Annotated in this window: 11 protein-coding genes and 1 other RNA gene; 6 read left to right on the top strand and 6 right to left on the bottom strand. The window is 50.8% G+C overall.

What is annotated here, in order from left to right:
- Nucleotides 1-18: 18 nt before the first annotated feature.
- Complete coding sequence (locus tag JTN23_RS11045) at nucleotides 19-609, top strand: hypothetical protein (protein WP_247234881.1); 591 nt, start codon at nucleotides 19-21, stop codon at nucleotides 607-609.
- Nucleotides 610-684: 75 nt separating this feature from the next.
- Here the strand turns inward: JTN23_RS11045 and JTN23_RS11040 are convergent, their stop codons facing one another.
- Nucleotides 685-1,341, bottom strand: a complete 657-nt coding sequence (locus JTN23_RS11040) for a TetR/AcrR family transcriptional regulator (protein ID WP_247234879.1) — start codon at nucleotides 1,339-1,341, stop codon at nucleotides 685-687.
- A gap of 408 nt (nucleotides 1,342-1,749) precedes the next feature.
- Here JTN23_RS11040 and JTN23_RS11035 point away from each other — a divergent pair, with 408 nt between their 5' ends.
- The 5 genes from JTN23_RS11035 to ssrA all read left to right on the top strand — a co-directional run bounded on the left by JTN23_RS11035 (nucleotide 1,750) and on the right by ssrA (nucleotide 9,764).
- Nucleotides 1,750-3,960 (top strand): peptidase domain-containing ABC transporter, encoded by a 2,211-nt coding sequence (locus tag JTN23_RS11035; RefSeq protein ID WP_247234877.1) that lies wholly within the window; start codon nucleotides 1,750-1,752, stop codon nucleotides 3,958-3,960.
- A 40-nt stretch (nucleotides 3,961-4,000) separates the two neighbouring features.
- Nucleotides 4,001-5,368, top strand: a complete 1,368-nt coding sequence (locus tag JTN23_RS11030) for an HlyD family secretion protein (protein ID WP_247234875.1) — start codon at nucleotides 4,001-4,003, stop codon at nucleotides 5,366-5,368.
- A gap of 45 nt (nucleotides 5,369-5,413) precedes the next feature.
- Nucleotides 5,414-6,844, top strand: coding sequence for a TolC family protein (locus JTN23_RS11025; protein ID WP_247234873.1), 1,431 nt, complete (start codon nucleotides 5,414-5,416; stop codon nucleotides 6,842-6,844).
- Nucleotides 6,845-7,002: 158 nt separating this feature from the next.
- Complete coding sequence (locus JTN23_RS11020) at nucleotides 7,003-9,270, top strand: TonB-dependent receptor (protein WP_247234871.1); 2,268 nt, start codon at nucleotides 7,003-7,005, stop codon at nucleotides 9,268-9,270.
- A 120-nt stretch (nucleotides 9,271-9,390) separates the two neighbouring features.
- Nucleotides 9,391-9,764: a transfer-messenger RNA gene (gene ssrA, locus JTN23_RS11015) on the top strand.
- A gap of 374 nt (nucleotides 9,765-10,138) precedes the next feature.
- Here the strand turns inward: ssrA and JTN23_RS11010 are convergent.
- From JTN23_RS11010 to JTN23_RS10990, 5 genes are all read right to left on the bottom strand, one after another.
- Nucleotides 10,139-11,476 (bottom strand): SBBP repeat-containing protein, encoded by a 1,338-nt coding sequence (locus JTN23_RS11010; protein ID WP_247234869.1) that lies wholly within the window; start codon nucleotides 11,474-11,476, stop codon nucleotides 10,139-10,141.
- A gap of 150 nt (nucleotides 11,477-11,626) precedes the next feature.
- A complete protein-coding gene (locus tag JTN23_RS11005; protein ID WP_247234867.1) occupies nucleotides 11,627-13,798 on the bottom strand; it encodes an O-antigen ligase family protein in 2,172 nt (723 codons plus the stop codon).
- 94 nt (nucleotides 13,799-13,892) lie between these two features.
- On the bottom strand, nucleotides 13,893-14,135 hold the full coding sequence (locus JTN23_RS11000; RefSeq protein WP_247234865.1) for a hypothetical protein: 243 nt from the start codon (nucleotides 14,133-14,135) through the stop codon (nucleotides 13,893-13,895).
- Between the two features lie 669 nt (nucleotides 14,136-14,804).
- On the bottom strand, nucleotides 14,805-15,071 hold the full coding sequence (locus JTN23_RS10995) for a hypothetical protein (RefSeq protein ID WP_247234863.1): 267 nt from the start codon (nucleotides 15,069-15,071) through the stop codon (nucleotides 14,805-14,807).
- A gap of 438 nt (nucleotides 15,072-15,509) precedes the next feature.
- Nucleotides 15,510-16,619 (bottom strand): amidohydrolase family protein, encoded by a 1,110-nt coding sequence (locus JTN23_RS10990; protein WP_247234861.1) that lies wholly within the window; start codon nucleotides 16,617-16,619, stop codon nucleotides 15,510-15,512.
- Nucleotides 16,620-16,631: the final 12 nt, after the last annotated feature.

Here is a 16,631-nt window from a genome sequence, read left to right as displayed (position 1 = left end):
CCTTTACAATTAATAGCCATGAAAAACTCATCACTTGCTCTACTCGCCCTGCTGGGCGCTCCTACCCTCTGGTTAGGCTTTTACATCGAAGGTCGTTATCCTCATCTTTCCAACTCCTGGTTTACCGGTCTGTGGGGCCTCATCTACATGTGCGCCTGGATGTGCAGCATCGTGTGTATGCAACGGCTGAAGGTTACCGGTACTACGCGTTTTGGTAAAGGTATCCTGTGGGTGATTCTAGGTACTTTAACCCTTGCCAACTGGTCCAACGTCATCCAGCTAGTTTCGCCCGAATACAAGCCTGCCTACTTCTTCTATCTGGATGCCTGCTGGCCCATCAGCAACTTCCTGATGCTTCCTATTGGCATCACGGCCTTCATGGCCAGGGGACTCAGTGGCTGGAGGCGATACGTTCCGCTGGTGCCGGCCCTGTGGTACCCGGTCCTGGTCATCTCCATGCTGCTGCTGGGACGTACTACTGCCACGGGCCTTATCCTGGGTATCCACTCCGCCCTGGGCTGGACCCTACTGGCCCTGGCGCTGTACCTGGAAAGCAGAAAGACCGAATCAAAGGCTACGACCGTAAGCATCAAATACGAGCTAGCCTGAGTGGAGTACTATACAAAAAGCAGTGGCGGACAGCTTTTCATTAAGCTGTCCGCCACTGCTTTTTGCTGAAATAGATTACTTGCCGTTCCGGATATTGGAGAATACCAGTACCTCCAGAAACTCGTGCAGCTTGCGGGTATCCTTATCCTTCCCGAAGTCGGTCAGTGATGGCAGGTGGTGCATGAAGAAGTACTGAAAGTGTGCCATCTCTACCAGGGTACTGGCCAGCGACCTTGGAAACGCATAGCTGGGGTTATACTCAGTAAACAGGTTGGCGATGAGGGTACACAGGTCCTTGTAAGGCTTGTATACCTGCGCTTTGTTATTTTCTCCTACTTCCTTCGTTTGGTACACCTTGTTGCTTTCGGCAATTACGATCTGGTACAGGACCTTGTGGTTGATGTCACTTCCTCCTATATTTTCATCTATCTCTTTCGATAAAAGCTCAATCACCTTCCGGATTTTCATTTCCGGATCGGTCAGGTTGTTGATCTGGTAAAGTACCTGGTATTCCAGCAGGTTCCAGTACCAGGTTACCAGGTACACCAGCAGGCGGTGCTTGTTCTCGAAGTACCGGTATATACCGGCTTCGGTGGTATGGATGGCTACTGCCAGCTTCTTAAAGGTAAAATCTTCAAAACCTATTTCATGTATAAGTAGTATACTCTGCCGCACGATCTTTCTGCCAAGCTCCGAAGACTCCGGATCCCGCAAGAAAAGATGCTCATTCATTTTTATCCTGATCTGTAATTCCATTAGAAACAGCCGTTTGCATGGGTTGTGTTGTGAGAACAAAGGTAGCAGAAATTTGTAATACAACTATCACCGATGATAGTAAAATATTTTTATTAGATAGCTTTACTATCATTCTAAAAAGTAGCTGTATATTTGCATCATACTGATACTACCAATTTGATACACTACTGCCTGGCCGCTATCTATATCTGGCCGTAGCAGGATCGCCCAAACCGATGGTGCATTAATTGGTTGTTAAGTAGTGCAAGCCGCTGGCTGATACAACATAAATCAGGCAGCTCGCCCACCCGCCAGGTCAGCTGCGGGTGCTGGCTTTTCAAAAGCTGAATCACTACCACTTAACGGACGATTCGGCAAGTAATAAAAGGTATTATAACGTTCTAAATGGATACTAAACTTATTCATACCATCTGTGGTCAGCTTAGTCAAGCCTTAGGAAAGGCTAAGGACAAACCTTACTCGATCCCCGATGGTATTTACTCCATTACCTATTCGCCCGACGAACTGCCACGGTTTATAAGTGATCTTATTGCCACGGCCCATAAGTATAACCTTACCATTGTCAGTAGTCATATAGCTCCCTCCGGCCTGGATCAGCTCCTGAATGAGTCGGGGTACCCTATTCTGTACCTGGAGCGGGATGGCCAGCAGATAGTACCTGTAATCGGAGGAAAAACGGTCAAGGGTACTCCACTGCGCGAGCGTATTGAAGGCCAGGGTCGCATCACACAGGCGCCATCGTCGGTACGTAATCCGGTTGTTTTTAAGGATATGCCCGATACCTCCAAGAATGGCCAGGCCATGTACTTTACAGCCTTCCCGATGGAGACGATGGTAAGCATAAAACCAAAGCCGGGTGAAGCAGAAAAACCACTGACACCCGTACAGCGGCTGTACCGACTCCTGATCAACGAGCGGAAGGATATCGGGTACATCTACCTGTACGCCATCGTTATCGGTATCATTACGCTCTCTATCCCGCTCGGTTTCCAGGCCATCATCAACCTGATCTCGGGAGGTATGATATTCAGCTCGGTGTACCTGCTGGTAGGGCTTGTGATCCTGGGGGTACTGCTAACGGGTATCCTGCAGATCTATCAGGTGTCGCTGGTGGAGGTACTGCAGCAACGGGTGTTTGCCAAGGCGGCGTATGAGTTTACCTACCGCACCCCCCGTATCCGGTCCGACGCACTGCTGGGCTATTATCCGCCTGAGCTCATGAACCGCTTTTTTGACGTACTGACGGTCCAGAAAGCCCTGCCCAAGATCCTGATCGACATTACGGGAGCCGTGTTACAGATTATATTTGGTATCCTTCTCCTGTCATTTTACCACCCGTTCTTTATTGCCTTTGGGCTGCTGACGTTCGGTATTCTGGCGCTTATCATCTACTTCAACGGTCCCAAAGGTCTACAGACCAGTCTGGTGGAGTCCAAGTACAAGTATAAGGTAGTGCAGTGGCTGGAAGATATCGCCCGATCGCTGTACTCCTTCAAGCTGGCCGGGTCATCCAACCTGCCCATTGACAAAATGGACGGGTATGTCAACAACTACCTCAACTACCGCAAGAATCACTTCCAGGTACTGCTGACCTTTTTCTGGAACGCCGTAGGCTTCAAGACTACGGTGATCGGAGGTCTGCTCATACTGGGTACCATCCTGGTAGTAAACCGCCAGATCTCGCTCGGTCAGTTTGTGGCTTCGGAGATCGTGATCGTGCTGTTGACCAACTCCGTCGAGAAGCTGATCCAGAGTATTGATGTGATTTTTGACGCTCTGACGGCCGTTGAAAAAATGGCGACAGTGACTGATCTGCCACTCGAAAAGGACGAAGGATTCAACTTTAAACCAACGGAAGCGACCAAAGGGCTGTCGCTGCAGGTAGCTAACCTTAGCTACCAGTACGACGAGCACTCCAAGTACGCGCTACGGGATGTATCTTTTACGCTCAATGCCGGCGAGAGCCTGTGTATAACCGGTAACAACGGATCAGGAAAAGACACCCTCCTGAAAGTACTATCGGGTCTATTGCCCAACTACGAAGGAGGAGTCATGTACAATGGTATTTCGCTCCGCGACCTCAACGTCAACAGCCTCCGTACCTACATTGAGAAGAACGTCACCAACGACGACATCTTTGAAGGTACCATCCTGGAAAACATCACCCTGGGACGTAAGGAAGTAACGCTAGCTGATCTGGAATGGGTGATCAATGCGCTGAAATTAAATGAAGTTATAAGCAAACAACCCGAGGGAATCAATACCATGATGGTACCCGGCGGCCGTCGCTTCTCCGAAAGCTTTATCAAGAAGGTCACCATTGCCCGGTCGATCATCAATCGCCCGCGGTTGCTGATGATCAATGACCTGCAGAGCCTCGAAAGGTCCGAACGGATGCGGATTGTGCGTTTCCTGACGGACAAACAGAACCCCTGGTCGCTCATCGTAGTGTCGAATAATCCCGACAAGATGAAGCTGTGTGATAAGGTAATGGTTCTCTACGAAGGCAGTATCGTGACCATTGGCAACTACCAGGAAGTAAGCCAGAACAAGCAGTTTCAGGAGTTGATCAACCACGAAATGGTATCGATGTAGGCCCAGACTGAAACTTGAACGGACAAACACAAACCTAACTATGCTGAATATATCTCGTCACCGAGTCAACGACGAAGTAATACAAAAATATAATCTCCAGGCACTCAGTACCCTTAGTACCCCCCGTACAGGTATTCGCTTCGCCCGGATGATGCGGGTGATTATGGTCATCGTCGTAGTCACGCTGTTTCTGCCCTGGCAGCAGAATATCCGTGGTACCGGCAACGTGACCGCATTCAGTCCTACCGACCGTCCCCAGAATATCCAGAACACCATTCCCGGCCGCATCGAGAAGTGGTATGTGAATGAGGGAGATCTGGTGCAGGCCGGAGATACCATCCTGGCCCTTTCGGAAATCAAGGATGAGTACCTGGACCCCCAGGTACTGAGCCGTACCCAGGAGCAGATCGAAGCCAAACGATCAGCTATCACCAGCTACGAAGCCAAGGTAGTAGCTCTGGATCAGCAGATAGAAGCCCTCCGCTCGGGCCTGCAGCTCAGCCTGCAGAAAGCCCGTAACAAGGTAGATCAGGCCCGGCTGAAGGTGGCTAACGACAGTACCGACCTGATAGCTCAGCGCACCAACTACCAGATCGCCCAGAGCCGCCTCCAGCGCTACGAGGTGGGCTATAAGGATGGATTATTCTCGCTGACCGATCTGGAAACGCGCCGCCTTAAGCTTCAGGAAGACTACGCCAAGCTGATCTCCCAGGAGAACAAACTGGGCATATCGCGGCAGGAGCTGATCAACGCCCGCATTGAGCTGGGCTCACTACAGGCCGAGTATCAGGATAAAATCTCCAAAGCCATCTCAGACCGGAGTACCGCCCTGTCCAGCGTGGCCGATGCGCAGTCGGAGCTAAGCAAGCTGGCGAATAAATTTTCAAGCATTGAGGAACGGCAAGATCGGTATATCGTCAAAGCTCCCCAATCCGGGTATGTAGTACGTACGCTTAAGGCTGGTATCGGTGAGACGATCAAGGATGGCGAATCCGTTGCTACGCTACAACCCCATAATCCTGACCGGGCCGTGGAGCTGTACATCCGACCTACCGACGTAGCACTCGTAAACATTGGCCGGGAGGTGCGTCTGGAATTTGACGGCTGGCCGGCGCTACAGTTTGCCGGATGGCCGGAGGCTTCAATCGGTACCTTCGGAGGTATTGTGCAGGTGGTGGATCAGGTCAATAGTGCCAATGGACAATTCCGGCTATTGGTGTCTCCCAAACCGGGTGAAGAGTGGCCGGAAGCTATACGCCTCGGGTCGGGTGTATACGGCTGGGTAATGCTGAACGATGTACCTGTATGGTACGAAATCTGGCGCCAGCTCAACGGCTTCCCGCCCGATCTGAACCAAAAGCAGCTGGATAAAATTACGGGGACGCCCAAGGAAGAAGGAAAGAAATAGTAAGGACGGCTCGGACCGAACCTGTTTGGCTAAATGAAATAGACCATGTCACGATACAGCTATCTGCTACTTCTAGCAGGCATACTATATAGCAACCTCACGCAGGCGCAGATACCCGACACATCGCGGGTATATACGTACCGGGAGTTTTTTCAGCAGGTGATCAACTACCACCCGGTGGTACAGCAGAGCGACCTGATTGCCGAAAGTGCCCGCCGCGACCTGCTCATAGCCCGCGGTGGACTGGATCCCAGTATCCAGGGGACATTTGACCGGAAGGTGTATAAAAACCGCGAGTACTTCAACCGCAGCGACTTTTTCCTGAAAGTACCGGTGTGGCTGGGCGGTGCCGACCTCAAAGTTGGGTACGACCGCAACGTAGGAGTTACGCTCAGTGATGATATTCGTACGGGTCCGGAAGGTATTACCTACCTGGGCCTGACCGTACCACTGGGTCAGGGCATGCTGATCGACTACCGCCGGGCTACCCTGAGGCAGGCCGTACTGTTTCAGGACATTGCTGATGCGGAGCGGGTAAAGGCGATCAATAAAATAGTACTGACTGCCGCCAAAGACTACTGGAACTGGTACTTTGCCTACCAGCAGTACCGGCTCATTCAGGATTTTTACCAACTGGCCGAAACGCGCTTCCAGGCTACCCGTCAGCGGGCTCTTATTGGTGATATTGCGGCCATTGATACTACCGAAGCCCTGGTCACTTTACAGGATCGGCAGGTCCAGTACAGTCAGGCCGTCCTGGACCTGCAGAATGCCCGGCTGGTGCTATCCAACCACCTGTGGGGGAATCAGCAGGTACCTCTTGAGCTGCCCGAAGATGCCATCCCGCAGCAGACAGCCGGCAGGATTCTGACGGATGCCACTCTGAATGACCTACTGCAGCAGGCCCGGCTCCGCCACCCCGATCTGATCAAGTTTGAGATCAAAAGGCAGCAGTTACGTATTGATGAGCGGCTCGGGCGTGAGATGCTCAAGCCAAGTGTCAATATCAATGCCTCCACGCTCTACCGGGGGTTATCATTTAACGGAAGCGAAACCAAGTCGGGCTTTCCGTACCTCGACGAAAACTATAAGTTCAGCGTTGACCTGTACTTCCCGCTCCTCTTCCGGAAAGAAAGAGGGAAGCTGCAGCAAATCCGGATCAAGCAACTGCAGAATGACCTGGAGCTAACGCAGGCCCGGCGCGAGGTAAACAATGAGATTAACGTGGCCTATAATGAAGTAAAGCTGCTGGAAGATCAGATCCTGGTACAGCAGCGTGCCGTCCAGAACCAGGAGCTGCTGCTTAACGCTGAAGTTCGTAAGTACAACATTGGCGAAAGCTCACTCTTCCTGGTCAACACCCGCGAATCCAAGCTCAACGAACTCAGGGTTAAGATAGAATCGCTGAGGACCAAGTACGAAAAAGCACTGGCTACCCTGCTTTTTGCCGCCGGACTTGCCGATTGGCAGCAGTAGTATCTTCCGGATTGTTCAGATAAGTTTTACCTTCGTTGCTGCTAACACCGGTAACGAAGGTATTTTTTTATCTTTCCAATCGCATGACACGTTTTCTACTCCTACTTTTACTTTACACAACTACCACCACCTGCTGGGCTCAGACCGTTACTTCCACCTTGAGAGGTAAAATCACGGACGCCGAAACTCATCAGCCACTTGCCAATGCCAGCGTACAATTGCTCCCATCCGGCACCGGCACTACTTCCAGCCCCCAGGGTACCTTTCGCTTTGATAACCTACCCGTTGGGCGCTATACCGTAGCGGTCACCTATCTGGGCTACCAGACGCTCACCATTCCGGAAGTACTGGTCGAATCGGGCAAAGAACAGGTACTGGATATTGATCTTAGTCCATCGAGCACGCAGCTGCAGGAAGCGACAGTACGGACCACGCGACCGGTAGCCGTCAACAGCATTCAACCCATTACCATCGAGCAAACGCTCCGCTACGCGGCCACCTACCTCGATCCGGCCCGGGTAACGACGTCTTTCCCGGGAGTAGCCGTATCCAACGACCAGGCCAATGGATTGGTGGTCCGGGGTAATAGTCCTAACGGGATGCAGTGGCGGCTGGAAGGCGTTGAGATTGTAAACCCCAACCACCTTACCAACGCCGGTACCTTCAGCGACCGCCCCACCCAAACGGCCGGAGGGGTGAATATCCTGAGTACCCAGCTACTGGGTACTTCCTACTTCCTGTCGGGAGCTTTTCCTTCGGAGTATGGCAATGCCCTCTCGGGAGTACTGGATATGAAGCTCCGTACCGGCAACAACGAAAAGCGGGAATTTACCGCCCAGGCCGGACTCATCGGATTTGACGTGGCGGCGGAGGGGCCCTTTTCCAAAAAGTCAAAAGCCTCCTACCTGGTCAACTACCGCTACTCTTTTACGGGTTTGCTGGGAGCTATGGGGGTAGATTTTGGCGGGGAAGATATCCGTTATCAGGACCTGTCGTTCAACATCACCCTGCCTACCCGCCGTACCGGTGAGTTTACGTTCTTCGGCGTTGGAGGGATCAGCAGCAATTTATTCAAAGCCAAACCCGATACTACGGAGTGGGTAGTCCAGAAAGACGGCTTCGACATCGATTATACCAACAAAATGGGTGCCCTGGGTATGACTCATACCGTTACCTTAGGCCCCAATACCGGACTGCGTACTGTGGCGGTAGCCTCAGCCCTGAGCAGTCGGCGCGATGGCTACGTACATTCTATTTATGACCCGGCCGAACGTTTTCATATTGAACAGGATGCGGTAGACAAGACGAGGCTATCCCTTTCCACCGCCCTATCGCATCGCCTGGGAGAGAAGAACCTGCTCAGATCGGGCCTATTCCTGACTTACCAGGACGACCGGATCCTGTCGGTGGGACGGGTACTGGCCGAAGGGCAACTCCAGGGACTGGTCATACAGCCTTACCTTTCCTGGCGCTGGAACATTACCCCTACCCTTACCTCCGAGGCGGGCCTCCATTACCTCAGCTATACCTACAACAAGACCAACTCCCTGGAGCCCCGGGCCTCCCTGCAGTGGCAGGCTACTCCGCGGCAGGTACTTAGCCTGTCGTACGGCCTGCACAGCCAGCTCCAGCAGCCCCAGGTATACCTGGCTATCAAGAACAGTAATACCCAGCTGATCGAGCGCCCCAACCGCTACCTCGATCTGACCAAGGCTCACCACCTGGTAGCGGGCTATCAGTACCACCTCACCAACACGAGCAGCCTCAAAGTCGAAGCCTACTGGCAGGAGCTCTACGATGTACCCGTAGTAACGCTTTCGCCGGCGGTTAGCTACCGCGTGATGCCCAGCTTCTCTACCCTCAACCTGGTCGAGACCTACGTAGATCAGGAGCTGAAGAACGCAGGTACGGGTCGCAATGTGGGTCTTGAGGTATCCTACCAGAAGTTCCTGACGGACTCCTACTACATGCTGGTATCGGGCTCCCTCTACAACTCCACCTACGTTGGTGGCGACGGTATCCGGCGTAGCACCCGTTATAATGGTAACCATACTTTCAGCTTTACCGGTGGAAAGGAGTTCAAGACCACCCGCAACGGGATGTGGGGCATCAACACCCGGATCCTGTGGTTTGGTGGCTTCCGCGATACACCCATCAATGTGGAAGCCTCGCGCAGTGAACTGGCCACGGTGTATGAAGTAAATAACGCATTTACCGTTAAACTGAAAGACTACTTCCGCCCTGACCTGCGGATCTACTGGAAGAAGAATAAGGAGAAATACAACCGTACGCTGGCTCTGGACATTCAGAACGTATCGGGTACCCAGAACGAATCGTTCCGCTACTACGATGTATGGCAGCGGCAGGTAGTACAGCAGTACCAGCTGGGGCTGGTGCCGGTACTTAGCTACCGCTGGGAATTCTAGTCCCGGCGGGAAGGTTCAGGAATCTTTCTGTTTCCTGAACCTTTCTACCTTAATAATTGTAGTATATTTGCAACCTACCGCGGCTAGTGCGACCTACTACCGTTGGTTGCTTATCAAAACGGGGGTGACTGGTTTTGACAGCAGGTTGAAGGTCTGTGTGTAAGCATGTCGGGAGTTGAGGGTATCTCCTGTAAAAAATGCCTTTCAAACAATAACAGGCGAAGCTTCTTACGCTATGGCCGCCTAATCTGATAGATTAGACGAATGCCATCGTCCCTCCGGTCCACGCATTGCCGAACGGAATCAGGGGCGTCGAAATGCAGTGCTGGTCGGTATAGTGGTACGGAAAACCGACGAGATCCTAGTACCTAAGGCTTAGATGAAGGTCCGCCGTGAACCCTGTCTGAGCCCTACAATCGAATCACGGATAAGCATGTAGAAGACGCAGGGTTTCCCTGTTCTGGACGAGGGTTCGAATCCCTCCATCTCCACAAAATCCCTTCCTGTCAGCAGGAAGGGATTTTTTATGCGCTAAATCTTCATTATCTCCAAAAACTGCTAAGTGTACTCCTGCCGTAGGAGCTGACCACAAATTCTTTGTAACCACGAATCATCAACAATATAATTGCTACTTAGGCAGTAGGGGCAGGTCATGGGAGTAATAAAATGTTGCTTTATAACCTATCAAAAATTATATTTTTTAGCCATAATATACCACCTGCTTATTTTTCTTTGCAACTCCTCTACATTAGGCTTATACTTGACTTAACTGTTGATATCAGTCCTAGATCGTGTAGCTTTTAGGTCTGATAAAAATGGATGGATATATACCTATCAATCAGCCTATGGATGCTTATCCGTAGGCTGTTTATTTGTTATACTGTGCAACAAACAGGCCTCCATTGGTACCCGACAAAGCCTTACCGGCAAGCGTGGAAGGACTATGGTAGTAGCCGGTGACGGTGATATTTCCATGAGCTCCCAGAGCAATGCCGTAGGCTACTTCATCCTTGCTGCCCCCATCCTGGTGTAACGCGTTTAAAGTACCGTCACTTCGCAGCCTGGCCAGGAACAGGTCCTGTCCTCCGGAGGAGGTAATGGTTTGTCCGGCTAGTGTTAAGGTAGTGGTGAAGGCTCCCGTTACAAATATATTCCCCTGCGCATCGGTGGTGATATCCGAGCCATAGAAGTGATCACCTCCCGACAGCCGCTGGCTCCACTGCAGGCTACCATCGTTACGACCTACTTTATGAATGGAACGATCACCTACTACATAAGCATCTCCACCTCCATCCACCGCAATACCCCGGCCCCAACCAGATCCGGCATCCTGTGCCCACCGCAGTTCACCGCTGCTACCACTGTACTTCGCTACAAAAATATGCTGTACTTCTATGCCTCCGGCATTCAGGCTAAGTCCTCCAAAATCGGTCGTCCCCGAGAAAACACCCGTCGTATATACATCGCCACTTTCATCCACCGCCAGGCCGAAGCCGGCGTCGAGGGAGCCTCCGCCTGCCCGCCGCGCCCACTGGTACTCCCCATTTGTATTGAGCCTGGCGATAAAAATATCCTCCCGGCCACCAATCTTCACCTGGGATGAACGGGCTGTAAGTGTAGTTTCGCCAAAAACAGCCGTACCTTCAAATAACCCCGTTATGTACACATTACCTGATTTGTCCACGGCTATATCCTGCCCCTGAATCCTGTCGGTACTTCCGGCTGTTTTAGCCCATTGCAACTTTCCATCGGTGGTGTACTTAGACACTATGACTGTACCCTCACCCACTACGGCGGGTGTGGCATAATCAGCTGACTTTGCTAGTACACCCGACACGTACACGTTTCCAGCACCATCCACAGCTATACCAAGTCCGGCGTTAGTACCTGCCTGCCCCACCTGCTGCACCCACAGTACCTGACCGGTAGGGCTATATTTGGCTACGAAAGCGGCATCGGTGAAAGCCGTCGCTGGTCCTGACACCGTGAGATCCCCAAATTTGACTTCCCCTTTCAGCATCCCAGTCACGTATACATTTCCGCTGGGGTCAACGGCCGTAGCGTAGCCAATGGCAAAGCCAGTTCCACCGGTGCCCCAGGCGGTAGTTTCCAGGAGAGGCACATTCAAAGGATCAGTAATATGATCTGTACAGGCAGGAAGTAAGGCTCCTACCAGGCCTATGAGGGCCAGAGCGGTATTGCGCATTATGAGTGAGTGTAGTGTGAATCTTAAAGTAGTAACTATCCAAATACGTAGTTTTGTTATATATATGTTTAACACATAGCCTACCTTTGGCAACTACTAACTTGTTTTTCAACCCCTTACTACAAACCTCTCCGTTTATTTACACACTGCTTATTTTTCCATGTATGCTCTATATTCCAGCAGTTTGGCAGAGGGATCTACGCCCTTTTGTGCCAGGGCAAGTACTTCTTCTGAAAATTGGGGGGAGCAGTGGAAGGTGATGCTGTAGATTTCCAGTACGTTCTTCAGCGAGCCAAGGTTCCCTACCTCGTAGGAACACCGGGCCCATTCGTAGAGTACCTGGGGCTTCAGAGGGGCGTCGGTATGGTAGGCTCCCTTCCACATCCAGACCAAGTACTCCTCCATGCGGCCGGATTCCCTGAAAATAGTACTCACCAGGTGAGCGTGATCAACCAGTTTTTCACCAGGGAATTTCTTTAACTCACCGACAAAATCAAAATCAGCATCCAGCAGAGCCCTGGCCCTGATCTTCATCAGGCTGGCTTCGGTCAGGCTGGGGGAGATTTTTCCGGCTTTGCTGAAGTACCCGATCGCTTCCCGGTGCTGCTTTTTGCCGAAGTATAGATACCCGATCCGGAGATAAGCTGTAGCGAAACCCGGATTCACCTGTACTACTTCTTTGAGAGTTGTTATAGCTTCTTCTTCCTTACCAAGTAGAGTTTCCAGATCGGCCCTTTTCAGAAGCAGGTATTCCGACGGGGGGCGCCTGGCTGTTTCGGCCTTGATGAACCGGTAAGCCGTAGTACTGTACGCTTTCCCTAAACCTTCTGAAGTAGGACTTTCGAGTACGGTATAGGTATAGTCAGCTACTGACTTAGCCAGATTGTAGTTAGACGGAAATGCCCTATCCAACATATACGAAGTAAGTGCTAACCTTTCTTCCGGACTATCACTGAATGTGTACTGGCGAACCACTAGATACCCGTTTGTAGTAGGTACCAGGCTCAGGTAAGCCACACATAGCCCTGCACCCAGGCCCGCCCCAGTGATGATACGTATGGCCTTCGGGGCCGATACAACCCGTACCTGCTGCTTGGGCAGATGGTTCAGGACGTAGATTGTGACCAGGATGAGTAAGATCCAGTTGGGCAGGTTGTCGATGTTGAAGAAAAGGTAAAGCACCGAAACTACCCACCAGGCGGTCAGCAGCGACTTCCGAAAGCGAGGCAGGTGGGTCTTGTGGATGTACCACAGGAGCCCTCCCCAGATAGTCAGGTAGGAGAGCCCCGACAGCACTCCGCCGTTGATAAACCAGTCCAGAAATACATTGTGGCTGCGGTCGTACCATACCCTCTGCAGGGCCATGGACTCGCGCATGTACTTCTCGTACACGTACGGAAAGTTATCAATCCCCCACCCCCACAGTGGTCTCTGCCCGATACCCTGCCAGGCAATCCGCCACAGCCGCAGGCGGTCCTGGAGCGTGCTGGTATTGATCACGGCATAGGCAAGCCGCTCAAAGTAGTAGACGCCAAAACATCCAGCCAGTACAACCAGTGCTACCGCCAGTACTGCCACCCGTTTGTCCCTCGGGATGGAGGATGCGCGTAGCTGTTTCCATTGCAGCAATACAAACGTAAGCCCTCCCAGGAGCAGGCCGATATAGGTGGTCCGGGTAAAAGTAAAGAAGAGCCCGGCCAGTAAAATGACCAGCGCCGTAATGAATAGCAGATAGTACCTTTTGAAAGCAGAGGCGTCAGCCAACAGGCCCAGGAGGATGATGCTACTGAGCAGGTAGTGGGACAGGTAAGAGGCATTGCCCAGAGAAGAGGCTATCCGGTACTCATTATCTGCTTCGACTTCCAGAAGCAGTCCGCCCAGTGCCACCACAACGGCCACTACCACCCAGGCGGTGAAGAGTCTGATCCAGTCGGTGGGGCTGAATCGGATAGTACTCAGGATGACGAGAAACAGCATGAGTACCAGGTAGTACAAGAGGCCCTCCATCCGCTCAAAGGTAGAATACAGGCTCATAGCCCGATCATAGGCTGCGACCTGAGCTATACCAAGCGAGCCCAAAAACAACAGGTAACACAGGCTGAGGCTATTGTACCTGATGCCCTGGATGGACTTCCTGACCTTATAGACTACTATGCTGAGCAAAATAGTCAGAGAAGAAAAGTAGATATAGCGGGGTACTCTGAATCCATACTCCACCTGGGGATCAAAGACCAGCGGAGTAAGGATGATTAGTAATAGCCCTCCTACCAGTACCCTCTCAACACCGGTTTTGGCTATGCTGTCGGATTGGCCTGTACGCATGGCAAATAGATAGGTACGAATTAAAAAAGTACAGGATATGACAAGGCATCATATCACTGTACTTTTCCAACCCGTAATCAAACACTAAACAAACTTACTGCTTGGTGGCAGTCATATCACAGCCACCCATTTTATCACCATGGGCTTCGTGGGCGGCCCAGGCATTGATACTGATGGTTAACGTATGGCTAGAGCCATTACCGGTCACATGGCAGATCGTAACCTTGTCAGAGCCATTCTTTGCGTTAGCCAGAGTTTTCTGGGGACCATTCATAGGTGCCATTGCGTTTTCCTCTTTTTCACAGGCAATAAGGGCTACAGAGGCAAGTGCAGCCAAACATAGTGTGCTAATTGTCTTTTTCATAGTTCTTTGTGTTGTGGATAGTTCTTACTCATAAGGCTTTTCAGAATTACGCCCCCGTTTTTTAGGTTGGTTCAGGACTCCAACATCCTACAGCGAATGCTCCATTATTCGCTGCCAGCTCTTTTATACTTTACCTGATCCTAGCTTTCAGGTAATTATCTGATATTCAAAAACTTTTATGTTCAACATTTATTTACGGGTAATCCTACTTATATAAGTATTATACCTGAGTTACATATAAGTATATTTACGCAGTAACAAAGTACAAGCCCCTATACGCTAACATGCTGATAGACAGTCAACTTTTAGATTAGTAAAAATTTGGAAATAAAATCGGGTTAACTACGGTTGTGTATTACCGGCTACACTTGGTGCAGATGCACCTTATATTTTCTACACCTTTATCTCCACAGCATTGGCAGGCACAAAAAAAGCCCTACCGCCTGGTAGAGCCTTTGCTATATATAGTATAATTAATCCGGTATTGTAGCTACTGCATATGGTTATTCCATCGTCCCGCTCCTAGCCTCCCCCCAATAAAGCCATACAATCAGCTGTACCTATCCGGTACCTGATCCGATAGAATACGTTACCTGCAGCTAGTAAATTTTCTGTTTCATGACGTATGCCTGTATCTGCTACCTAAGCGACCTCACTATCAGCTGCTCTTGTACTAAATGCCGAACGTATAATCGTTATCAAACCTGGCTGGTTTGGTACATAGCAAAAATGCCGGTCGGGCTCCGTCATCTGATCGTAGTACAGGGGCACGTTGCTGTACATATGCTCACTGGTAGCAATCAGGCTGTTGAGGCCAGTGGCGACTACTTTCCATAGCTTTACTTCTTCACCTATACTATGGCGATAGTAGAAGCGGTCGCCGGGTTGGAGTTCGTGAGGTAACTTCATCTTGCTTCTTGTTTTGCGTGGATATATGCTATTCTTTATCTGCTCTTTCACCCATTTTCGGACTAGGTTTCTCACCGGTTCGAAAATAGACAGCTGCTCACTGATTTCTCCTCTTCTTGAAGTATCAGTTTTAACAGTGAATGTCAAACTACCTACCTCAATAGCCTTAAGTGGAGTATTTTTCTGTTTTAATGGTATATAAAATAAATATACCAATCCACAGTTAGTAGCGGTACTAAGAGCACAAATAATTCGGTAAGACGTTATCTACAAGGCATTTACGCACAATATATATACATCACGCCTCTGCTATCTAAAAGGAAAAATAAAGATAAAGGATAGGAAAGTACCGGCTGATATTCTTGTTGCAGCAACAAAATCGTTGATTAAAATCAACACTTTCCAAAGCCGGTCTACCACTCTAAACGTATACGTTGCTTAACGGGAAAGAATCTTGCGGGCATTGGTACTGTAAATCTTGCGAAGGGTAGCGTTAGAAAGCGCCAGTCCGTACAGAGGCCAGTGGTAACCGAAGCGGTCGTGCTCGTAGAAGTGCTCATCCGCCGACTCCAGTATCCGGAAGGTAGTATGGTACATATCCGCTGATGTTCCCATATCGGTACCGTACACAATGCGGTCGCTGTACTTTTCCATAAAGGCGCCGGCAAAGCGGGGAATGGGAGCAAACTCACCGTAGCGGGCCGAGATATCCGCGTACAGGTTAGGGTACTTGTCGAACAAACGGCCCAGCATAGTGAGGTTGGAATTGCAGTTGGCGAGGTGACAGGCAATAAAGGTTGTTTTGGGATTATCCCGTACGGCATTTTCCAGCGTTGCTACCAGCTGATCATGATCCAGAATGTTCGGCTTGCTCATGTCCACGTTCCATTTGGCCGAGTTCATTAGTCCATCGTTGGTGGAGTCGGGCTTCTGGTACATCCACTCGTCTTCAGCCACATGGATGCTGATGGGCATACGTAGTTCCGCACACTTCGCCAGCAGGGGCTTCATGCGCGGGTCATCGATGTGCATACCGTATCCAGGTGTAGGTTGTGAATACAATTCACCCAGACCTTTATCACCCAGTTCGCCCACGCCCCGGGCTCCCATTTTGTAGCAACGCTCCAGCTCCGCCACGGCCCGTTGCGACCAGCCCGGTTGGTCGGCGCCGGTGTAGTCAAAGCCACACCATACTTCAAAGCGGTCGGGGTAGCGGGCGTATTTTTTAGCAATGGCATCAAACTTCTCCCCCGTCGCATAAGCCAGTACTACTGACCTGGCAATGCCTGCCGCATCCATGGTTTTGACCCAGGCGTCTACCTCCGCGTCCGTTTTGGCATAGTCATGCGCGTGCAGGTCCACGGCGGGGTACTTTGCTTTCTCAATCCTGGACTGAGGTACTTTGTAAATAGATACCGGCCGATAGTCTTTGAGTTTAAGATTATTGACATCCTGAGCCCGGACCATGGGTATAAGGCACTGGGTCAACAGGAAAACAAGGAGGAGTGGAAGAATCTGAATCTTAGCAGTAGTAGCAAATCGTTTCATTGGAGTGTAGGA

Source organism: Telluribacter roseus (assembly GCF_017355915.2).
Classification (GTDB): domain Bacteria; phylum Bacteroidota; class Bacteroidia; order Cytophagales; family Spirosomataceae; genus Telluribacter.
The sequence above is the reverse complement of the archived record's forward strand: the minus strand, read 5'-3'. Positions and strand labels throughout refer to the sequence as shown.